This window comes from Xanthobacter agilis, from assembly GCF_021730435.1.
Classification (GTDB): domain Bacteria; phylum Pseudomonadota; class Alphaproteobacteria; order Rhizobiales; family Xanthobacteraceae; genus Xanthobacter; species Xanthobacter agilis.
In genome coordinates, this window is record NZ_JABWGX010000001.1 from 162,064 (window position 1) to 181,677 (window position 19,614).

Here is a 19,614-nt window from a genome sequence, read left to right on the forward strand (position 1 = left end):
GGCTCCCGCCGATCAGGGCGCGCCGGCCTGCCCTTCGGCGCGGGTGTCCTTGCGGCCGTTGCGGGCGGCGAAGGTGGCCAGCGCAATGCCGGTGATGACCAGCGCATAGCCGCCCAGGTGGAACCAGGCGATCTGCTCGCCCAGGAAGGCGATGGCGAGCGCGGTGCCGAACACCGGCATCAGGTGCAGGAACGGCGCGGCCGTGTTGGCGCCCACCAGCTCCACCGCCCGATTGAAGAACAGATAGGCGATGAGCGAGGGGCCGACCATCACATACGCGAGGACGAACACGGTCCGTGTGTCGAAGGTCAGCACATGGCCGGTGGCGTATTCCCAAATGGCGAACGGCACCAGCAGCACCGCCCCGAGCGCCATGATGACGGTGAGGAACGACAGCGGGCCGAGGGGCGGCCGGGTGCGCAGGATGGCGGCGTAAAAGGCATAGATGAGGAGCGCGATCAAAATCCAAACGTCGCCGATGTTCGGCTTCAGGTGAATCAGCGTGTCCATGTCGCCGCGGCTGATGATGAGCAGCACCCCGCACAACGAGGTGAGGATGCCCGCCGCCTGGCCCAGGCGCAGCCGGTCGCGGAACAAGGCGAAGCACCACACGGCCACCAGCAGCGGCGCCATGGATTGCAGCAGGAGCCCGTTCAGCGCCTCCGTGTATTGCAGCGCATAATAGCTCATGGCGTTGAAGCAGGAGATGCCGGTCCCGGCGAGCAGCAGCAACGACCAGAAATGAGCGCGAATCAGCGGCAGGTCGCGGCGGATCTGCCCGAGGGCGAACGGGGTGAGGATGAGCGTGGCGCCGATCCACCGCAGCATGGCGAGGGTGAATGGCGGCACATGCCCCGCCACATAGCGGCCGAGCACCAGATTGCCCGCCCACAGCAGCGATGTGAGGCAGAGCAGGACATAGGGCGCATTGAACAGCCCCTTGAGGGGCCGCGGGAGAGCAGGGGCCGGCATGATTCCTCCCAAGTGTTATTCCTCCCAAGTGTCGCCGGCGGTTCGGTGCGCGCCGGCGCGGCGGGTCTGCCCTGAGGCGCCCGCATCATTGAACAGATCTGATCGGCCAATCCGGTATGCAGCGCAAGGACGGGTCGGCGCCCGCCGCCCTGCGGACAGCGCATGGCGCGGCTGCGCCGGGGGCGATAGAGTGACGCGCGCCGAGACCGGGGACAGGTGGGACACGCCGGATGCGTACATTCGAATCGCTGGGCCGCACCATCATCCATGGCGACGCCCTCGATGCGCTCGGCGCGATTGAAACGGGCAGCGTGGACCTCGTGTTCGCCGATCCGCCCTACAATATCGGCAAGGATTTCGACGGCGTCGGTGATCGGCGCGAGGAGGGGGCCTATCTTGCCTGGTGCCACCGCTGGATCGACGAATGCCGACGGGTGCTGAAGCAGGGCGGCAGCTTCTACCTCATGGCCGCCACCCAGATGATGCCGCACCTTGATCTGTATTGCCGGACGCGGCTTACCATCCTGTCGCGGATGGTCTGGGTCTATGACAGCTCTGGGGTGCAGGCGCGCCGGTTTTTCGGTTCCATGTTCGAGCCGATCCTGCACATGGTGGTGGATCCACGCGCCTACACCTTCAATGCCGACGACATCCTGGTGGAGGCGAAGACCGGGGCGCGGCGGGGCTTGATCGATTATCGCAAGGAGCCGCCTCGCCCCTACAACCAACAGAAGGTGCCGGGCAATGTCTGGGCCCTGCCGCGGGTGCGTTTCCGCATGGACGAGTATGAGGACCACCCCTCGCAGAAGCCCGAGGCATTGCTTGAGCGTATCGTTCGCGCCTCGAGCCATCCGGACGATCTGGTGCTCGATCCGTTCGCCGGCACCTTCACCACCGGCGCGGTCGCGCGGCGCCTCGGCCGGCGGTTCATCGGCATCGAGCTGAGCGAGGCTTATGTGAAGACCGGCCTGCGTCGGCTCGACATCCCCTCGGACTATGCGCCGGAGGATCTGGCGAAATCGAAGCGGCGCAAGACGAAGAACCGATCCAAGCACGATCGTGGCGGGCCGGTGCCGGGGGCGCTGGATCCGATGGATGTGGAACCGGATGCAAGGGCGGTGGGTGAATCCGGGACGGCGTAGGCGTCACGGTGCGTCTAGAGCATTTTGTTTTATCGCGATTTCAGACGCAAAACCGCTGCACACTTTTGCTGAAATTGCTCTCGTGGCGGCGTCGAGAACGGCCGGCGGCTGTGACAGGCTCCGGCCTTCGGACCCATACGCGCCGGCAGGGATGGCGACCCCGGCGTGACTCGAACACGCAACCGCTCGCTTAGAAGGCGAGTGCTCTATCCAGTTGAGCTACGGGGCCGGAACTCCGGCGAAGCATGCGAACAGAATGCCGTCGCTGGAGAGAATGTGTCGGCGCGCATCACCGCGCAAAGCCGCTCCAATTCCAGGCGCGGGCGGGTTGTCGCTCACCTTATGGCCGGGGAGCGGCCCGCCGCGGGCCTGAGGCGCCGGGTCAGTGCGTCCACTGCCCCATGCGCTGGAACGCGAAATTATCGGAATAGGCGATCTTCTTCCGGCTCACGTCGTGGGGCTCGAGCACCTGATAGGGGATGGCGTTGCGCTCCGCGTAGGCCACCGCCTCCTCCTTGGTGTCGAAGGAGAGGCGAATCTGGCTGTGCATGTCCACCGAGCAGGTGTAGCCCATGAGCGGCTCCACGGTGCGTGGGCTCTCGGGTTCATACTCAAGCACCCAGTGCTTGGTCTTCGCCGCGCCGGATTGCATCGCGTTGCGTGTCGGCTTGTAGATGCGTGCCACCATGTCTTTCAGCCCGCTTCCCATCGCGGCGGGGCGAGGCCCGCCGACCCAACAGGGTGTCTGTTCCGTCTGGATCTATAGTGAGCGCGCGCGGCGCTGACAACCGATCGCCGAGATCCGGCTGCCGTTTCAGCGCAGCACGAGGCAGGCGGCGGCTGCCATGGCCGCATCCTGGGCCTTGGTGAAGTCCACCTGACCGCCGAGCACGAGCTTGCGGGTCTCCTCGGTGACGACGGCGCGCCCATCGGCGCCGGGCACCAGCTTGGGCGCGCTGGCATCGTAGATGGCGCGGGCGTCGATCGGCAGCTTGGCCGCGCAGCGCGCGGCGGCGCCGGTGTCCGCATGGGCCGCGCCACCGGTCAGAAGGGCGCAGCTCAGAAGGAGGGCGGCGGTCCCGCGTCGGGCGGCGGCCGGAGGGATTCGCATCAATCGGTTCCGTTCACGGGTCCGCTAGGGCGGGGGAATTGACGCGCGGGCGAGATGGAATGCAAGCGGTATCGCGCGGGCGTCGCCGGCCCCGAGGCCGGGCGGCGGCCAGGGGGCCGGCATCCGGGGTGCGGGGATCTGGTGCGCCATCATGCCGCCGCACGGCGCGACATCACCCGATCCCGCGGGCGCCGGGGTTTTGCGCGACCCTTTGAAGGCAGGCGCATTAAACGCCCCTCCGCCGGCTTCCGCGCGCATCGACAGGCGAGGGGAAGATGGGTAGCGTAGGACTGAGGGGCGGGTGATTTCGCGAGAGATGAAAATAAAGGCGGTAGTTGTGGCGTGTGTACAAATGGTGTCACGCGTTCGCGCTATCCATCACGCTCGCTCTTTCATCTTATGGGCGGAGGTGACGTCATGAGCTATTTTCATTTCGACAGAAATCTGGAGCAGATGCTGGCGCCCATCACCTTGATCCGGGGCGGTAGCAGTCGCGGTTTCTATTTCGAGGGGCGCAATGTTCCCGCGCCGGGCGCGGGGCTGGAGGAGTTCCTGCTGGCGGTGCGCGGTTCGCCCGATCCCATGGGGATGGACGGGCTCGGGGGCGACACCATCCTCCAATCGAAGACCGCCATCGTTTCGCCCTCGACCCGCCCCGGCGCGGATGTGGACTACACTTTCGTGCAGATCTTCCCGGATCAGCCGGCGACCGTCACCTACAAGATGAATTGCGGGAACATCTCGGCCGGCGTGCCGGTGTTCGCGCTGATGAAGAACATGATTCCCGGTGTCGCCGATGGCCGCCTCACGGTGCGCGCCTTTTCCACCAACACGCAGAAGATGATGTACATGACCCTCGACGTGCTGAACGGCGAGGCGCGGGTGGACGGCGATACGGTCATCGGCGGTGTGCCCGGCAGCGGCGCCGAGATCCTGGTGGACTTTCGCGACCAGGGCGGCGGCTTCACGGGGCAGACCTTTCCCACCGGCAATCTCATCGACACGGTGGTTCTCAGCGACGGCAGCAAGGTGGAGGTGACCATCGTCGACATGGTCAACATTTGCGGTTTCTTCCGTGCGGAGACGTTCGGCCTTGGCTGTACCGGGCTGGAGTTGCCCTCGCCCACCGGGGCGGTGCTGGAGCCGCCGGGCATGCTCGCGCGTCTGACCGAGCTGCGCCTGAAGATCGCGGAATTGATCGGCTGGACCCAGTACACGCGTGACACCATCGGCAAGGCGACCCTGCCGTTCGCCGTGTCGGTGGCGGCACCCACCGGCTACACCGATCTCGACGGGCACGCGGTGAAGGCCGAGAGCATCGATCTGGTGGCGCGCTTCTATCTCGAATCGATCATGCACTCGGCGGCGCCGGGCAGCGGTTCAACCTGCCTTGCGGCGGCGGCGGCCATTCCCGGCACGGTCCCGAACATGGCGCTGCGCGAGGGCGCCCTGAAAGCCGGCCAGGGCGGGCAGCTCACGCTTGGCCATCCAAGCGGCACCTTCACCCTGAACACCCGCCCGGTGCTGGGCAAGAGCCCCAACGCCATCACCTTCACCGAGCTGAGCTTCCCGCGCACGGCCCGGATCATCTGCGACGGCACCGTCTATATCAAGAACAGCCGGCCGCCCGAACAGAAGGCCTGGGTCGAGGCGGACGACCTCACCGCCGCGTCATTCTTCCTGCGCGGCGACGATATCACGGTGCAACGGTAAGGCTGAACGCCCCCCTCCGGAGTGCCCGACGGCGCGCTTTCCGGGGCGCGGGGTGGAGCGCGGGTCGCTTCTTCTGCCATTTTGGAACTGAACGTGCCCGGCTATCGCGAGGTGGCCGGGCCTTTCTTTTTCAACGCCCAGGCGAGCCTACCCCGCGACCGGCGGAGGCGGGCGAAAAGCCCTGCCGCGCGGGCGCCGGAGGCGCCGGCACATGGCGCAAAGGCTTGAGCTTCAAGGCCCGGATCACTGAGGGGGAATGGTCGGAGCAGCAGGATTTGAACCTGCGACCCTCTGCTCCCAAAGCAGATGCGCTACCAGGCTGCGCTATGCTCCGACACAGGGAGAATGGCGCCAGTGCTACATTTTTAAGAGCGGGAGCACAAGGGGCGGATCGCGACCTTGTGGTCGACGCAACCGGAATGGTGGCTTTTGAACATCCGCCGCGGCTTGTGCGCGGTGTATGTCACGGGTGTGTCTTCCCGCCATCGGGGGCGTTGCCTGCTTTCAAAATCATTGCGGCAGGCTGAGATCGAACACGGGTGATGCCGCGCGGCGTCCCGCCTTTTCATGTCTGTTGGGAGACGAGTGATGGAGGGGAGGTAAAATATAACTGTAATATGAATTTTTGGTTGCAAAATAAGTAATTACATCAATAAATTATATACTGAGGCCGCATGTAAGCGAATATATGTGAGCGACATTGTATTATTTATGGCCGAATACACAAATATGACGTTACGTAATTTGAGATAAAACAAATATAATTGAATTTCGGTGACCTAAGTTGGGCACTGTGGGGAGATGTTGTCATCTGCAAGGTGGCGCGCGACGGGCGATCAGAGCGGAGCGACGACACAGCTTCTCATTTGAAGCTGCGAAGCGCCGCACCGGCGCAGTCGGTCGAACAAGAGAGGGCAAAAATGTCGTTCAAGAACTGGCCTCTGGCCTGGAAAGTGGTGAGTCTTCTTTTGCTTTTGGGTGTGGTGAGCCTCGGGGGCGCCTATTACGCGATCTCGCAGACGCTGTGGGCCGACGCTCAATATTCCAGGTTGCTCAACGACGAGGCGACCGGCTCCCTGAAACTGGCGCGGGTGGCGCGCTTCGTTGCGCAGTTCAAGGGCGCCATCTACGAGCAGGCGGCATCGGACACGGAGCAGACCGTTCGCACTGCACTGGAAAGCCAGAAAACACAACGGGAAGGTGTGCGGAGCAATTTCGCCGATGCGATCGAGAACCTGCCCGCGTTTCGGACGGACATCGAAGCCGTGCACGCGAGCTTCACGCAGGCCGCTGACGGAGTGTGCAAGGAGGCGAGCCGTCTGGCGATGGGGACCTCAGCGGAAGAAAATATAAAGGCCGGCATGGTCATGCGCGACACCTGCTCGCCCGCGCTTGATGCGGTGGTGGCAAGTCTCGTGGACTTCAATGGCCGCCTGACCCAGAGGCTCGATGCGGAGAGCGACGACCTGACGGCGGCGCTGCATCGCGTGTTCTGGACCACCCTGCTGGGTATCCTGGCCGCGGTGCTGGTGGTGACCGCGCTGGCGGTGCTCGTGGTGCGCGCGGGGGTTGTTGGTCCGCTCCAGAAGGGCATCAATGTCATGTCTTCGCTCGGGCGCGGAGAGCTGAATGTGGAGGTGGAGGGCCAGGAACGCGCCGATGAGATCGGCACCATCGCCAAGGCGCTGGCCACCCTGCGCGGCCAACTCCAGGAGGCCGCGCACCTGCGTGAGCAGGCGGCCACGCGTGAGCGGGCGGAGCGCGAGGCGCTCGCCCGTCGCGAGACCCTCGCAACGGCCTTCGTCGAGCGGATGCAGAATCTGGCCGCCGGCTTTGCCCGGTCGTCCGGCGAGGTGGCGTCCGCCGCGCGGAACCTGTCCGCCACGGCCGAGGAAACCTCGCATCAGGCCCAGGCGGTGGCTGCCGCCGCCGAGCAGGCTTCGTCCAACGTGCAGACGGTGGCCTCGTCGGCGGAGGAGATGGCGGCATCGGTGCGGGAGATCAACGGCCAGGTGACCCGTTCTGCGATGGTCGCCGACACCGCCTTCACCGAGGCCGAATCGTCCAACGCGCGCATCGGTCTGCTCGCGTCCGCCGCGGTCGCCATCGGCGATGTGGTGGACCTCATCAAGGGCATCGCGGCGCAGACCAACCTTCTTGCCCTCAACGCCACCATCGAGGCGGCCCGCGCGGGTGACGCCGGCAAGGGCTTCGCGGTGGTCGCCGCCGAGGTGAAGCAGCTTGCCGAGCAGACCGGTAGGGCCACCGATGAAATCGCCGGCAAGGTCGGCGAGATCCAGGAGGCCACCGAGGGCACGGTAAAGTCCATGGGCGAGATCGTGCGCGTGATCGCGAGCATCAAGGAGACCTCCACCGCCATCGCCGGGGCGGTGGAGCAGCAGGGGGTGGCCACCTCCGAGATCGCCCACAACTGCCAGCAGGCCGCCACCGGCACCCAGCAGGTGACGCAGAACATCACCGGCGTGCATCAGGCCGCCGGAATGACGGGGTCCGCCTCGGCGCAGCTCATGAGCCTGTCCACCGGACTTTCCGAGCAGGCCGGCGACCTCAAGGGGGTGGTGGATACCTTCGTGCGGGAGTTCGCTGCGGCCTGATCGCGCCCGCCCGGCCGCCATCGGCCGGGCGGGCTGTCGGAGCCTCTCCCCTTGACCGTCACCGGGCGAACGCCGCCCGGTGACGGTCATTTCACGATGGTGGGCACGCGGGTGGCCGGGGGGGTGTTGCGCGAACGCTCGGTGCGCACGAGGCCATCGATGATGGTCATGCCGATGCCCGGCAGGTCGCCGAGCTGGACGCTCTCCAGCAGGGTCTTGCCGGCGGAGTGCTGGGCCGTGTCCATGATGACGAAATCGGCGCTGCGCCCCACCTCGATCAGTCCGCAGTCGAGCCCGCGCATGCGCGCCGTGTTGCCGGTGGCGAGGCAAAAGGCCTGCTCAGCCGGCAGCTCACCCATGGACGACAACAGCGCGACCATGCGCAGAATGCCCAGCGGCTGCACGCCGGAGCCGGCCGGGCCGTCGGTGCCGAGAATGACGCGGTTCAGCTCGCCCATCTCCCGCGCGGTGCGCAGGGTGAACAGGGCGGAGCGCTCGTTGCCGTTGTGGACCAGCTCCAGGCCCCGCTTGCAACCTTCGCAGATGCAGCGGATCTGGCCATCGGGAAGGGCGGTGTGGCCGCCGTTGATGTGGCCGACCACGTCGGCGTCGGTCTCCAGCACCACGTCCTTGTCGATGAGCCCGGATCCGGCGATGGAGGGGCCGCCAGTGTGAATGGTGGACTGGATGCCGTATTTGCGGGCCCAGTTCACCATCTTGTTGGCGGTGGGGCCATCCTTCACGCCGCCGAGGCCGATCTCGCCCAGGAGTTTCACGCCCGCCGCCGCGAGCTCCTTGAAGTCGTTCTCCTCCATCTCGTGCTCGATGACGGGGGCGCCCGCATGGAGCTTCACGCCACCGGGGCGAAAGGCGGAAAAGGTGCGCTGGGCGGTGATGGCGAGCGCCTTGATGCCGATGACGTCGCGCGGGCGGCCGGGATAATGCACCTCGCCCGCCGAGATCATGGTGGTGACGCCGCCATGCAGCGACGAATCGATCCAGTTCATCTGGCTCTGGCGCGGGGTCCAGTCGCCGGCGACGGGGTGGACATGGCTGTCGATGAGCCCCGGCGTCACGGTCGCGCCATTGGCGTCGATGGTGGTCGTGGCGCCCTCGGTGTCCGCGTCCTTCAGCCGGCCGATGGCGCTGATGCGTCCGTTCTCGGCGACGATGGTGTCGGCATCGAGGATCGGCCGGTCGAGGTCGCCGCTGATGATGAGGCCGATGTTGCGGATGACGAGCTTGGTGTGGCCCTTGGGGCCGGCTGGGGCGTCGTGTGCCATGCCTTCAATCTCCGGAAGCAATGAGCCGGAGAGGCGAGGTCGACCCCGGCCGTTTATTTGTAGGCATATAAATTCTAGGCCGCCCCGAAGCGGTTGAAAACCGCCTCGGGGGAATTTTTTCAGCGCTCGGCGAAGGCCTTCTCCAGCACGAAGTCGCCGGCCTCGCCATGGTTGCCTTCGACGAAATCGAGGGCGGTCAGGCGGTTCTTGAGGTCCACCATCATCTGCGGCGAGCCGCACAGCATCACCCGGTCGCGGGCCTTGTCGAGGGGGGGCAGGCCGATGTCGGCAAAGAGCTTGCCGCTCTCCATGAGGGTGGTGATGCGGCCCTGGTTGCGGAACGGCTCGCGGGTGACGGTGGGATAATAGACCAGCTTGACCTTCGCCTCCTCACCCAGAAACTCATGGGCCTGGAGCGCCGCGACCATCTCTTCGCCGTACGCGAGCTCGGACACCTGCCGGCAGCCGTGGATCAGCACGATCTTTTCGAACCGGTCATAGGTCTGTGGGTCGCGGATGATGGAGAGGAAAGGCGCAAGCCCGGTGCCGGTGCCCAGCAGGTAGAGGTTCGCGCCGGGGTTGAGGTTGTCGATGACGAGGGTGCCGGTGGCCTTGCGGCCGATGATGATGGGGTCGCCCGCCTTCAGGTGCTGGAGGCGGGAGGTGAGGGGGCCGTCGGGCACCTTGATGGAATAGAATTCCAGGGTTTCCTCATAGTTCGGGCTCACCACCGAATAGGCGCGCATCAGCGGGCGACCCTCCACCTTGATGCCGATCATGGTGAATTCGCCGTTGCGGAAGCGGAAGCCGGCGTCGCGGCTGGTGGTGAAGCTGAACAGGCGGTCGGTCCAGTGGCGCACGTTGAGCACGCGCTCTTCCATCAGGTTGCTCAAGGCAGGGCTCCGGAGGTTCGGGAATGGGGGAGGGGGTGTCAGGCCGCGGGGGCGGACGAGAGCAGGTCGCGCTTGCCATCCTTGCCGTTCCAGGCGTCGGCATCGGCGGGCGGGTCGATCTTCTCGGTGATGTTGGGCCATTGCGCCGCATATTCGGCGTTGAGCGCGGCCCAGTTCGCGGCACGCGGATCGGAATCGGGCATGATGGCGCCGGCCGGGCACTCGGGCTCGCAGACGCCGCAGTCGATGCATTCGTCGGGGTGGATCACCAGCATGTTCTCGCCGGCATAAAAGCAGTCCACCGGGCACACGGCCACGCAGTCCGTGTATTTGCAGCGGATGCAGTTCTCGGTCACCACATAGGCCATGGCAGGCTCGCTCTCACCGCCGCGCGCAGCGGCATTTTGTTTGTGTACAAATGAAATAGAGCGCAGGCGGACCCCTGTCAACGCGGGGAAAGGCTGCGCGATGCAGACATTTCAGGCATCGGTGCCGGGAGTTTGGGCAGGGGCGACGCGTGCCGCCCGCGCGCCGCTGTCGTCAGTGGGTGCCCGGAGTGGCGCGCAGGCGGGCCACCGCCGCCTCGACGCCGCTCCAGGCGGGGGCCTGCGGCGCGAAGGTGCCGCGCAGGTAGCGCACCAGGGCCGCCACCTGCCCGTCGTCCAGGCTGTCGCGGAAGGCGGGCATGTCGCCGAGATCACGGGCGGCGGGGTTCGGGATGCCGTCCAGGATGACGCGGATGAGATTGTCCGGCCGCGCGGCGTGGACATTGGTGTTGAGCGCCAGTGCCGGGCGCACGCCGAACAGGGTCGGGCCGTCATCCGCGTGACAGGCGGCGCAGGCGCCCTCATAGAGCTTGCCGCCGAGCGAATCGAGCGGGCGCAGGGCGGTGGTCGCCGCGGCCTGGAGCGTGGCGGCGCGTGCGGCGGGCTCGGCCTGGGCCGGCGGCGCGAATGATGCCAGATAGGTCGCCATGGCGCGGATGTCGGCGTCGGGCAAAGCGGACAATTCCTCTACCACCGGCGCCATGGGGCCGGCGGCGGTGCCGTGGAAGCGCGAAAATCCCGTGCGCAGGTAGGAGAACAATTCCTCTTCCGTCCAGGGAATGGGGGCCATGGACAAGGTGTTGAGGGCGGGGGCCTCCCAGCCATCCACCATGCCGCCACCGAGATAGGCGGCGCCCGCCTTCTCGGCACCCAGGGCGTTGCGCGGCGTGTGGCAGGCGCCGCAATGGCCGAGGCTTTCCACCAGATAGGCCCCGCGATTGAATTGGGGCGTGCGCGCCGGGTCGGCCTCGATCTGTCCGGGGCGCAGGAACAAGCTGTTCCAGCCGGCCATGAGCGGGCGGATGTTGAACGGGAAGCTCATGTTCGCTTTGGGCGTCGGCGCCACCACCGGCGCTTGCGACATCAGGAAGGCGTAGAGGGCCTGGAGGTCGGTGTCGGAGGTCCGGGTGAAGGAAGTGTAGGGAAAAGCGGGGTAGAGGTGGTGCCCGTCGCGCGAGATGCCTTCGCGCATGGCGCGCTCGAACGCGGCGTAGGACCAGCGGCCGATGCCGGTTTCCGGGTCGGGCGTGAGGTTGGTGGAATAGACCGTGCCGAAGGGCGTCTCCATGGGCCGCCCGCCGGTGTTCACGGCCCCGCCGGGCCCGGTGTGGCATACGGCGCAATCGCCAAGGGCCGCGAGCTGGCGCCCGCGGGCGATCATGTCGGCGGAGAAGGACGAGGGGTCCGGTGGCGTGATGGGGGCGATGGCGCCCCGGATGGGCAGGGCCACCGCCGCCATGCCCAGCGCGCCCGCCAGCGCCGCGCCGGCCAGAGCGAACCAGGAACGGGTCTTCGGCGGTGGCGGCGCGTCTTCCTGCGGCAACGGGTTGCCGAGCGCCGCGCGCACCCGCTCGGGGGTGAAGGGCGGTTCGCGCAGGCGCACGCCGGTGGCGTCGAAGATGGCGTTGGCGATGGCGGCGGCCGAGGGGACAGAGGCCGATTCGCCCGAGCCCAAGGGCGGATCATCGGGGCGCGGCATCAGCACCACGTTGATGACCGGCACCTCGGGGAAGGTGAGGATGGGGTAGGCGCCCCATTCCTTGTCGGCGACGGCGGTGTCGGTGAAGCTCACCTCTTCCTTCAGCACGCGGCTGGTGGATTGGATGACGTTGCCGTGGATCTGGTGCTCGATGCCGGCCGGGTTGATCATGAGCCCGGAATCCTGGCCCACCACCACCCGCTTCACGGCCACGTCGCCGGTGGCGGTGTTCACCTCCACCTCGGCCACCCAGGCCGACCAGGCGGCGCCGTAGCCGGGGAACTTGGAATGCACATAAAGGGCATAGGCGAAGCCCTGCCCGCGCACCACGTCGCCCTCCACCGCCTCGCGGCGCGGGCCGGTGCGATGCACCCAGCCGGCGCGGGCCGCAACTTCCTTGACGAGGTCCACCGCGCGCGGGTCGTGGAGATAGCGCAGGCGGTACTCCACTGGATCGACGCCGGCGGCGGCCGCCAGTTCGTCGATATAGCTTTCGTGGGCGAAGGAATTGGGCAAGGCTGAGACGCCGCGCAGCCACGCGGCCCGCACGATAGGCGCCATGTCGAGGGCCTGAACGCGGATGTTGTCGTAGGCGTAGGGCGGAATGGCCGTGCGGTCGCCCATCTGGAACACGGGATTGTCGGCCGGCACCCGTCCGGTCAGCAGCAGCGCCAGGGTGGTGGCGGCGTTGGAGGGATAGCGGGTCGAGAAATCATACGCGGCCGGGGTGCCGTCCGCATTGAGGCCGCCGGAAACCTCCATGAGCTGGGCCGAGCCCTTGGGCTCCCAGGCGTGTTCCTGCTCGCGGGTCAGTTGGACCCGCACCGGGCGGCCCACGGCGCGGGAGAGCAATGCGGCGTCGGCGGCCACGTCGTCGGCGCAGTTGCGGCCATAGCAGCCCGCCGCCTCGAACCGCAGCACCTCGATCCGCTCTTCCGGAATGCCGAGCAGGACCGAGATGTCGAGCCGCAGCGGATAGGGGTTCTGCGTGCCCGACCAGATGGTGGCGCCACCGTCGCGGACATCGGCGACGGCGCAGGAGGGGCCGATGGAGCCGTGCATCTGGTAGGGCCACACATAGGTGCGGTCCATGGGTACGGCGGCATGGGCGCGGGCGGTCGCCACATCGCCCTTGTCGAGCAGCAGGCGGGGCGTGCTCGGATTGGCGCGCAGGGCTTTTGCGATATCGCCGAGATCGGGCAGCGGCGGGGGCGCGGTCCACTCCACCTTCAGGGCCAGGGCGGCGGCCGCCGCCTGCTCCTCGCGCTCGGCCACCACGCCGACGAAGTCGCCCATGGTGACCACCGCCACCACGCCGGGAATGTGGGCGACGGAGGCCTCGTCCACGGCGATGAGGCTCTTGCCGATGAAGTCGCCGGCATCCACGCCGGCATAAGGCGGGCGCACCACGCGACCGTGCAGCATGCCGGGCACGCGCACATCGTGGACATAGGTGAAGGCGCCGGTGGCCTTGGCGGGAATATCCACGCGCGGCATGCGCTGGCCGACGATGCGATGCTCCGATGCCGGTTTCACCGCCACGCGCTCGGCTAGCATCAGGCGGTCCCGGCGCCCCTCCAGCAATGCGGCGTAGGAGCGGCTTACGTTGCCCCCGGCGCGCGGGTGCACCACGCCGTCGGTGACGGTGAGGTCGGCGGCCGGCAGTTCCAGCGCCGCCGCCGCGAGGGACACAAGATGGTGCCGGGCTTGGGCCGCGGCATGGCGCAGCGGAATCGCCGACATCTGGATGCTGTCGCTGGCGATGGTGGCGCCCTGGTTGGGCGTGCCGGAGGTGTGGCCGAGCACCATGGTGACGGCCGACAACGGCACATCCAGTTCTTCCGCCACGATCTGCGCCAAGGCCGTGCGGATGCCGGTGCCGAGATCCACATGGCCGTTGAAGGCCAGGATCCGCCCACCGTCGTCCAGGAACAGGAACAGGTCGAGGGCGCCATCGGGCGGCGGTGCGGTGGGCACCAGCCCCTTCACATGCTGCGCCGGCCGCAGCACCGCCAGGGTGCCGGCGCGCGCGAGCAGGTCGGCCGGGGAGGGGGTCGGCTCGCTGACCGGGTCGCTCAGGTGTTCAGTCATGGGGCTGGCTCTCCGGACGCTCACCTGCATCGCGCTCGCCCGAAGCGGTCGGCGCGCCCTCCGGCGAATCGCTGGCAGCCCCGCCAAACGCTTCGGCGGCGGACATCACGGCGCGCAGGATTTCCACATGGGTGCCGCAGCGGCAGAGATTGTAGCGCAGGGCGTGGCGGACCTGTTCGAGGGTGGGGGCGGGGTGGCGCAAAAGGAAGGCGGTGGCGGTCATGATCATGCCGTTCAGGCAATAGCCGCACTGGGCCGCCTGGGCGGCGATGAAGGCCGCCTGCACCGGGTGCGGGCTCTCCCGCGTGCCGAGCCCCTCAAGGGTGGTGACGGCGCGATTTTCCGCGGTTTTCAGGGTGGTCACGCAGGCGCGGGCCGCCACCCCGTCGATGAGCACGGTGCAGGCCCCGCACTCCCCGAGGCCGCAGCCGAACTTGGGGCCGTTGAGCTGAAGGTCGTTGCGCAGCACATAGATGAGCTTGGTGTCACGCGGCAGGTCGAAGCTGTACGCGATGCCGTTCACCGTCAGCTGAACCGGGCCATCATTGGCATGTCTGGGCATCTCAGGCACGATCAAGGCTCCGCGCAGGGCAGCGGAACCGGCGGGCCATCGCCCGTGTTGGACGTCCAAGGTCGGTCATGTCTGCCCTTCTGGATGCTGCGGCAGCGCTGTTGTTTTCGCAGATTGTTTCTATACAAATGAAACTCGTCAAGGGTCCTTTGCGCGAAGATGCCCTTTCAGGCAGCGTGCCCATTCCTTGTGCTTGACAGGATCGGGGATGGTGATTTCATTAGTACACATATGAACTGCGCCGTCGCCGGGAGCCACCCAGGCAAGGTGCATGCGGCGACAAGAGCGACGAGCGAGAGCGTGATGGGTGACGAAGCGACCACCGGCATGCGGCCGGCCGGCGACGAGAAGATCCGGTGCGATGCCTGTCCGGTCATGTGCTACATCAAGCCCGGCATGACAGGGGCCTGCGACCGTTATGCCAACCAGGCCGGCGAGCTGATCCGCGTCGATCCCCATGTGGTGCTCGACCGCACGCTGGCGCAGGGTGGGCCGGTGGTGGCCTTCCATCGCGGCGGGGATTGGGACGGCAAGCTGGTCTCGACCCCCGACACCTTCGTGACCGCCATCGGCGCCGGCACCACCTATCCCGATTACAAGCCCGCCCCCTTCATCGTCTCCTCGCAGGTGGACGGGGTGGACATGGTGACTGTCGTCACCGAAGGCATCTTCAGCTATTGCGGCGTGAAGGTGAAGATCGACACTGATCGGTTCCTCGGGCCAGAGCAAGCCACCGTGCGCGCGGCGGGCGAGGCGGTGGGCCATGTGACCACCTCCGAATATGGCTCGCAGATGCTGTCCCTGGGCGGGGTCCATCATCTCACTGGCGGCGGCAAGAAGGAAGGCCGCGTAACCTGCGAGGCGCTGCTCGACCTGTGCAACGGCAAGCCGGTGGAGCTGACCATCGACGGCGGGGCGACGGTGCTGGTGGAGGCCGGCAAGGCGCCGATCGTCAATGGCGCCCTGGAAGAGCGGATGCGGGTCGGCTGCGGCTCCGCCACCATCGGCATGTTCGCCAAGCAATGGTTCGATAAGGCCGACGAGGTGGTGGTGGTGGACGACCACATCACCGGCGTCCTGTCGGAGCATCAGGCGGGCAAGCTGCTCGGCGTGCGCGAGACCGGCATCAAGATGAAGGGTCGCCGCTCCACGCCCGGCCGTTACTTCCAGGTGGCCGCGCCCGGCACCGGCTGGGGCGGCACCGACATTTCCGATCCGCTGTCCATCATCGGTCCGTTCGATCCCAAGCTGGCCTGGCCGGGGCTGCGCCTGTTCTTCATTTCCACCACCGGCGAGCATGCCGCCTATTTCGAGCTCGACGAGACCCTGACCCCGGTGGAGAAGGCGCTGCCGCCGGAGCTTGCCGCCTCCACCCAGCGGGTGAAGGACAATTGCGAGCCGGCCCTGTCCACCGTGCTGTTCATGGCGGGTGCCGGCGGCTCCCTGCGGGCCGGCGTCACCGAAGACCCGGTGCGCCTCACCCGCTCGGTGAAGGATGCGCTGACCTATGTCACCTGCGGCGGCGCGCCGGTCTATGTGTATCCCGGCGGCGGCATCACCTTCATGGTGGATGTGACGCGGCTGCCCGAGAATGCGTTCGGCTATGTGCCGACGCCGGCCCTGGTGGCGCCCATCGAGTTCACCTTGCGCCTCGACGATTACCAGGCCCTCGGAGGCCATATGGCGGAGGTGCGGCCCCTGTCCTCGGTCAAGAGCGAGGAGGCGCTGAAGCCGGTCGCGCCCCTGTCCGACAATCCCTGGCCGCTGGCGCCCCAGGCGGCCAAGCGGTCGCACGGCTGAGCCATGGCCGCCCCGCGCCCCCTTCCCGATCTCGCGCGCCGCGCGCCGCAGGTGGCCCTGCTGCCCGACGGCCGCCGCCTGCACCTGCAGGACGGCCCCATCGATCTCGTCATCGAGGCGATGGGGGAGGATGGGGCCGTGCAGCGAGCCTATGGGGCGGCGGCGGCGCGTTTCACGGGCCTGCTCTACGCCCTTTGCGAGGAGCTGGATGTCTTGCGGATGCCGGCGGGTCGCCATGGGCCGGCGCTGACCCATCGGGTGGCGCAACGCATGGGCCGGGCGGTGGCGCCGTTCGCGGACGCCGTCTTCATCACCCCCATGGCCGCTGTCGCCGGCGCGGTGGCGGAAGAGGTGCTCGAGGCCCTGATCGCGCCGGGCGTCCACCGCGCCTATGTGAACAACGGCGGCGATATCGCGCTGTACCTAGCGGCCGGCGCGCGGTTCGCGGTGGGGCTGGTGGACCGGCCCGACCAGCCGCGCCTGATCGGCGCGGCGGAGGTCGATGCCGACGACCCCGTGCGCGGCGTGGCGACCAGCGGCTGGCGCGGGCGCAGCTTCTCCCTCGGCATCGCCGATGCCGTGACCATCCTCGCCCCCACCGCGGCCATGGCCGACGCGGCGGCCACCGTGGTGGCCAATGCGGTGGATCTGCCGGGGCATCCCGGCGTGGTGCGCGTGTCCGCCTGCCAGATGCAGCCGGACAGCGACCTTGGCACCCTCCCGGTGACGCGGGCGGTTCCCGAACTGACCGCCGCCGAGCGGGCGCAGGCGCTGACCGCCGGTCTGGCGGTGGCGCGCGATCTTTCGGCACGCGGTCTCATCTGCGCCGCGGCCTTGCACCTGCAAGGCGAAACCATGAGCACCGGAGATGGTCTTCTGTCTCTCCCGCCGCATGCGGCGGCGGTTCCACTTCCCTCAAAGCCAGAAAAAGAGTGCGCCCATGCCTGAGGTGAAAGTTCGCAAGAAGATTCTGATGATCGAGGAGATTTTCCACGAGGGCGGGCCCGTGGCCGCCACTCCGCGCAAGCGCGGGGCGATCATCAACGTGATCGAGAACCCGTTTGCCGGGCGCTATGTGGAAGACATCGCCGGCTTCATGGATGATTTGACGCCGCTTGGCGTGGCCATGGCGGCGGAGCTGCTGAAGGCGCTGGGTGGCGATCCGGCCACCATCGACGGTTACGGCAAGGGCGCCATCGTCGGCGCCGCGGGCGAGCTGGAGCATGGGGCGCTGTGGCATGTGCCCGGCGGCTACGCCATGCGCGAGATCCTGGGCGATGCCAAGGCCATCGTGCCCTCCACCAAGAAGGTGGGCGGACCCGGCACGCGGCTTGATGTGCCGGTGACCCATGTGAACGCCTCGTATGTGAGAAGCCATTTCGACGCCATGGAAGTGGGCGTGCCCGACGGCCCCAAGGCCGACGAGATCGTGCTGGTGCTGGTGATGACCAGCGGTCCGCGGGTCCATGCCCGCGTCGGCGGGCTCGCCGCGGCGGACATCAAGGGCGAGGACGGCCTGCGATGAGCGCGAAGATCCGCAAGATCATCACGATCGTCGAAGAGACCCATATGGAGATGGGGCGCGCCATCTCCCCGCCCACCCGGCGGGCCGCGGTGGTGGCGGTGATCGAGAACCCGTTCGCGGGCCGCTATGTGGAAGATCTGTCCGAGCTCGTCGCCATCGGCGAGGAACTGGGTGGCCTGCTGGCGCAGAAGGCGGTGGACGCCCTCGGCATCGCCGGGCCGGCGGCCCAGAGCTACGGCAAGGCGGCCCTGGTGGGCGAGAATGGCGAGCTGGAGCATGCCGCCGCTTTGCTGCATCCCAAGATGGGCACGCCGGTGCGCAAGGTGCTGGGCAAGGGCGCGGCGCTCATTCCCTCCTCCAAGCGACGCGGCGGGCTCGGCGCCGAGCTCGACATTCCGCTGGGGCATAAGGACGCGGCCTATGTGCGCAGCCATTTCGACGGCATGCAGGTGAGCGTGCCGGACGCGCCCCGCGCCAATGAGATCGTGGTGGCGGTGGCGGTGACGGACTCGGGGCGGCCGCTGCCGCGGGTGGGGGGCCTCACCACGGCCGACATCAAAGGCGAGGACGGGTTGCGCTAAAATCACGGCGGCTTCGACGTGCGCGTGACGAAATACGGTGCATCGAAAAACCAGAGGGGATGATCGTATGAAACGGATGATGGGACTGGCGCTTGCCGCCCTGCTGATGGCTTCCGGCGCCGCGCGCGCCGAAGGCGAGATCAAGGTGGGCGAGATCAATTCGTATTCCGCCCTGCCGGGCTTCACCGATCCCTATCGCAAGGGCATGGAGCTGGCGCTGAAGGAGATCAACGATGCCGGTGGCATCAAGGGCAAAAAGCTCGTCATCATTTCCAAGGATGACGGCGGCAAGCCCGGCGATGCCTTGACCGCCGCCAACGAGCTGGTCTCGCGCGACGGCGTGGTGATGATCGCCGGTGGCTTCCTGTCCAATGTCGGGCTCGCGCTCTCCGACTTCGCCAAGCAGAAGAAGGTGATGTATCTGGCGTCCGAGCCGCTCACCGACGCGCTCGTGTGGTCGAAGGGCAATCCGTACACCTTCCGCCTGCGCACCTCCAACTACATGCAGGCGGCCATGCTGGCGGAAGAGGCGGCCAAGCTCCCCGCCAAGCGCTGGGCCACCATCGCCCCCAATTACGAGTTCGGCCAGTCGTTCGTCGCCGCGTTCAAGGACCTCCTGAAGAAGCGCCGTCCCGATGTGGAGTTCGTGGCCGAGCAGTGGCCGCCGCTGAACAAGATCGACGCCGGCCCCGTGCTCCAGGCCATCGACGCCGCCAATCCCGACGCCATCCTCAACGCCACCTTCGCCGGCGACCTCGTGAAGCTGGTGCGCGAGGGCAATACCCGTGGCGTGTTCAAGAACCGCGCGGTGGTGAGCTATCTCACCGGCGAGCCGGAATATCTCGACCCGCTGAAGGGTGAGACCCCCGAAGGCTGGATCGTCACCGGATACCCCTGGTATTCCATCGACACGCCCGAGCATAAGGCGTTCCTGGATGCCTACCAGCAGCTCAACAAGGACTATCCGCGGCTCGGCTCCATCGTCGGCTATTCCACGGTGAAGAGCATCGCGGCGGTGCTGAACGCCACCGACGACCACTCCAACGAGGGCCTCGTCAAGGCGATGAAGAACCTCAAGGTGTCCACCCCGTTCGGCGAGATCGTCTATCGCGGCGCCGACCACCAGTCGACGCTTGGCGCCTTCGTGGGCAAGACCGCGCTCAAGGACGGCAAGGGCATCATGGTGGACGTGGTCTTCAAGAAGGGCGCCGATTACCTGCCCAGCGAGGACGATGCCGCCAAGATGCGCCCGGCGAACTGAAGCGCCCTCTCTCTCGGCACACAAGACCGGC

The 19,614-nt window shown here is 67.3% G+C and carries 17 protein-coding genes and 2 tRNA genes; 9 read left to right on the top strand and 10 right to left on the bottom strand.

Going from position 1 to position 19,614, the window contains the following annotated elements; all coding sequences use genetic code 11:
- Nucleotides 1-12: 12 nt before the first annotated feature.
- Nucleotides 13-972: a DMT family transporter gene (locus tag HUW53_RS00790; RefSeq protein ID WP_237343832.1), complete on the bottom strand. Its 960-nt coding sequence runs from the start codon at nucleotides 970-972 to the stop codon at nucleotides 13-15.
- A gap of 230 nt (nucleotides 973-1,202) precedes the next feature.
- On the opposite strand from HUW53_RS00790, the gene yhdJ reads away from it, so the two are divergent.
- Nucleotides 1,203-2,114: an adenine-specific DNA-methyltransferase gene (gene yhdJ, locus HUW53_RS00795; protein ID WP_237343833.1), complete on the top strand. Its 912-nt coding sequence runs from the start codon at nucleotides 1,203-1,205 to the stop codon at nucleotides 2,112-2,114.
- Between the two features lie 152 nt (nucleotides 2,115-2,266).
- Here yhdJ and HUW53_RS00800 read toward each other — a convergent pair.
- The 3 genes from HUW53_RS00800 to HUW53_RS00810 all read right to left on the bottom strand — a co-directional run bounded on the left by HUW53_RS00800 (nucleotide 2,267) and on the right by HUW53_RS00810 (nucleotide 3,225).
- A tRNA-Arg gene (locus HUW53_RS00800) sits at nucleotides 2,267-2,343 on the bottom strand.
- A gap of 153 nt (nucleotides 2,344-2,496) precedes the next feature.
- A complete protein-coding gene (locus HUW53_RS00805; RefSeq protein WP_237343834.1) occupies nucleotides 2,497-2,802 on the bottom strand; it encodes an ETC complex I subunit in 306 nt (101 codons plus the stop codon).
- A 126-nt stretch (nucleotides 2,803-2,928) separates the two neighbouring features.
- Nucleotides 2,929-3,225, bottom strand: coding sequence for a hypothetical protein (locus tag HUW53_RS00810; RefSeq protein WP_237343835.1), 297 nt, complete (start codon nucleotides 3,223-3,225; stop codon nucleotides 2,929-2,931).
- Nucleotides 3,226-3,642: 417 nt separating this feature from the next.
- Between HUW53_RS00810 and HUW53_RS00815 the strand changes: the two genes are divergently transcribed.
- Complete coding sequence (locus tag HUW53_RS00815) at nucleotides 3,643-4,938, top strand: PrpF domain-containing protein (RefSeq protein WP_237343836.1); 1,296 nt, start codon at nucleotides 3,643-3,645, stop codon at nucleotides 4,936-4,938.
- A gap of 257 nt (nucleotides 4,939-5,195) precedes the next feature.
- On the opposite strand, the gene HUW53_RS00820 is transcribed toward HUW53_RS00815, so the two are convergent.
- Nucleotides 5,196-5,272, bottom strand: a tRNA-Pro gene (locus tag HUW53_RS00820).
- A 586-nt stretch (nucleotides 5,273-5,858) separates the two neighbouring features.
- Here HUW53_RS00820 and HUW53_RS00825 point away from each other — a divergent pair.
- The gene (locus tag HUW53_RS00825) at nucleotides 5,859-7,553 is read left to right on the top strand and encodes a methyl-accepting chemotaxis protein (RefSeq protein ID WP_237343837.1); all 1,695 of its coding nucleotides are present in this window, start codon (nucleotides 5,859-5,861) and stop codon (nucleotides 7,551-7,553) included.
- Nucleotides 7,554-7,639: 86 nt separating this feature from the next.
- Here HUW53_RS00825 and HUW53_RS00830 read toward each other — a convergent pair whose 3' ends face one another.
- The 5 genes from HUW53_RS00830 to HUW53_RS00850 all read right to left on the bottom strand — a co-directional run bounded on the left by HUW53_RS00830 (nucleotide 7,640) and on the right by HUW53_RS00850 (nucleotide 14,407).
- A complete protein-coding gene (locus HUW53_RS00830; RefSeq protein WP_237343838.1) occupies nucleotides 7,640-8,836 on the bottom strand; it encodes an amidohydrolase family protein in 1,197 nt (398 codons plus the stop codon).
- A 119-nt stretch (nucleotides 8,837-8,955) separates the two neighbouring features.
- Nucleotides 8,956-9,729, bottom strand: coding sequence for a ferredoxin--NADP reductase (locus HUW53_RS00835; protein ID WP_237343839.1), 774 nt, complete (start codon nucleotides 9,727-9,729; stop codon nucleotides 8,956-8,958).
- A 38-nt stretch (nucleotides 9,730-9,767) separates the two neighbouring features.
- Entirely contained in the window at nucleotides 9,768-10,097 is a 330-nt protein-coding gene (gene fdxA / locus HUW53_RS00840; protein ID WP_237343840.1) for a ferredoxin FdxA, read from the bottom strand.
- 172 nt (nucleotides 10,098-10,269) lie between these two features.
- Nucleotides 10,270-13,845, bottom strand: a complete 3,576-nt coding sequence (locus HUW53_RS00845; RefSeq protein WP_237343841.1) for a molybdopterin cofactor-binding domain-containing protein — start codon at nucleotides 13,843-13,845, stop codon at nucleotides 10,270-10,272.
- Complete coding sequence (locus tag HUW53_RS00850; RefSeq protein ID WP_237343922.1) at nucleotides 13,838-14,407, bottom strand: (2Fe-2S)-binding protein; 570 nt, start codon at nucleotides 14,405-14,407, stop codon at nucleotides 13,838-13,840. The genes HUW53_RS00845 and HUW53_RS00850 overlap by 8 nt, the downstream gene beginning before the upstream one ends.
- Before the next feature lie 77 nt (nucleotides 14,408-14,484).
- On the opposite strand from HUW53_RS00850, the gene HUW53_RS21720 reads away from it, so the two are divergent.
- The 6 genes from HUW53_RS21720 to HUW53_RS00875 all read left to right on the top strand — a co-directional run bounded on the left by HUW53_RS21720 (nucleotide 14,485) and on the right by HUW53_RS00875 (nucleotide 19,583).
- A complete protein-coding gene (locus HUW53_RS21720; RefSeq protein WP_272903685.1) occupies nucleotides 14,485-14,613 on the top strand; it encodes a hypothetical protein in 129 nt (42 codons plus the stop codon).
- A 106-nt stretch (nucleotides 14,614-14,719) separates the two neighbouring features.
- Nucleotides 14,720-16,216, top strand: a complete 1,497-nt coding sequence (locus HUW53_RS00855) for a 6-hydroxynicotinate reductase (RefSeq protein ID WP_237343842.1) — start codon at nucleotides 14,720-14,722, stop codon at nucleotides 16,214-16,216.
- 3 nt (nucleotides 16,217-16,219) lie between these two features.
- On the top strand, nucleotides 16,220-17,164 hold the full coding sequence (locus HUW53_RS00860; protein WP_237343843.1) for a UPF0280 family protein: 945 nt from the start codon (nucleotides 16,220-16,222) through the stop codon (nucleotides 17,162-17,164).
- Nucleotides 17,157-17,741 carry an amino acid synthesis family protein gene (locus HUW53_RS00865; RefSeq protein ID WP_237343844.1) on the top strand — a complete coding sequence of 195 codons (585 nt, stop codon included), beginning with the start codon at nucleotides 17,157-17,159 and terminating at the stop codon, nucleotides 17,739-17,741. The genes HUW53_RS00860 and HUW53_RS00865 overlap by 8 nt, the downstream gene beginning before the upstream one ends.
- Entirely contained in the window at nucleotides 17,738-18,322 is a 585-nt protein-coding gene (locus tag HUW53_RS00870; RefSeq protein ID WP_237343845.1) for an amino acid synthesis family protein, read from the top strand. Before HUW53_RS00865 ends, HUW53_RS00870 begins: the two co-directional genes overlap by 4 nt.
- Nucleotides 18,323-18,389: 67 nt before the next feature.
- Nucleotides 18,390-19,583, top strand: coding sequence for an ABC transporter substrate-binding protein (locus HUW53_RS00875; protein WP_370877822.1), 1,194 nt, complete (start codon nucleotides 18,390-18,392; stop codon nucleotides 19,581-19,583).
- Nucleotides 19,584-19,614 lie beyond the last annotated feature (31 nt).

What these genes read in the sequence shown, in the direction of transcription:
- HUW53_RS00790 (WP_237343832.1), bottom strand. Translation starts at nt 972, where the DNA reads ATGCCGGCCCCTGCTCTCCCGCGGCCCCTCAAGGGGCTGTTCAATGCG.
- yhdJ (WP_237343833.1), top strand. Translation starts at nt 1,203, where the DNA reads ATGCGTACATTCGAATCGCTGGGCCGCACCATCATCCATGGCGACGCC.
- HUW53_RS00805 (WP_237343834.1), bottom strand. Translation starts at nt 2,802, where the DNA reads ATGGTGGCACGCATCTACAAGCCGACACGCAACGCGATGCAATCCGGC.
- HUW53_RS00810 (WP_237343835.1), bottom strand. Translation starts at nt 3,225, where the DNA reads ATGCGAATCCCTCCGGCCGCCGCCCGACGCGGGACCGCCGCCCTCCTT.
- HUW53_RS00815 (WP_237343836.1), top strand. Translation starts at nt 3,643, where the DNA reads ATGAGCTATTTTCATTTCGACAGAAATCTGGAGCAGATGCTGGCGCCC.
- HUW53_RS00825 (WP_237343837.1), top strand. Translation starts at nt 5,859, where the DNA reads ATGTCGTTCAAGAACTGGCCTCTGGCCTGGAAAGTGGTGAGTCTTCTT.
- HUW53_RS00830 (WP_237343838.1), bottom strand. Translation starts at nt 8,836, where the DNA reads ATGGCACACGACGCCCCAGCCGGCCCCAAGGGCCACACCAAGCTCGTC.
- fdxA (WP_237343840.1), bottom strand. Translation starts at nt 10,097, where the DNA reads ATGGCCTATGTGGTGACCGAGAACTGCATCCGCTGCAAATACACGGAC.
- HUW53_RS00845 (WP_237343841.1), bottom strand. Translation starts at nt 13,845, where the DNA reads ATGACTGAACACCTGAGCGACCCGGTCAGCGAGCCGACCCCCTCCCCG.
- HUW53_RS00850 (WP_237343922.1), bottom strand. Translation starts at nt 14,407, where the DNA reads ATGCCCAGACATGCCAATGATGGCCCGGTTCAGCTGACGGTGAACGGC.
- HUW53_RS21720 (WP_272903685.1), top strand. Translation starts at nt 14,485, where the DNA reads ATGTCTGCCCTTCTGGATGCTGCGGCAGCGCTGTTGTTTTCGCAGATT.
- HUW53_RS00855 (WP_237343842.1), top strand. Translation starts at nt 14,720, where the DNA reads ATGGGTGACGAAGCGACCACCGGCATGCGGCCGGCCGGCGACGAGAAG.
- HUW53_RS00860 (WP_237343843.1), top strand. Translation starts at nt 16,220, where the DNA reads ATGGCCGCCCCGCGCCCCCTTCCCGATCTCGCGCGCCGCGCGCCGCAG.
- HUW53_RS00865 (WP_237343844.1), top strand. Translation starts at nt 17,157, where the DNA reads ATGCCTGAGGTGAAAGTTCGCAAGAAGATTCTGATGATCGAGGAGATT.
- HUW53_RS00870 (WP_237343845.1), top strand. Translation starts at nt 17,738, where the DNA reads ATGAGCGCGAAGATCCGCAAGATCATCACGATCGTCGAAGAGACCCAT.
- HUW53_RS00875 (WP_370877822.1), top strand. Translation starts at nt 18,390, where the DNA reads ATGAAACGGATGATGGGACTGGCGCTTGCCGCCCTGCTGATGGCTTCC.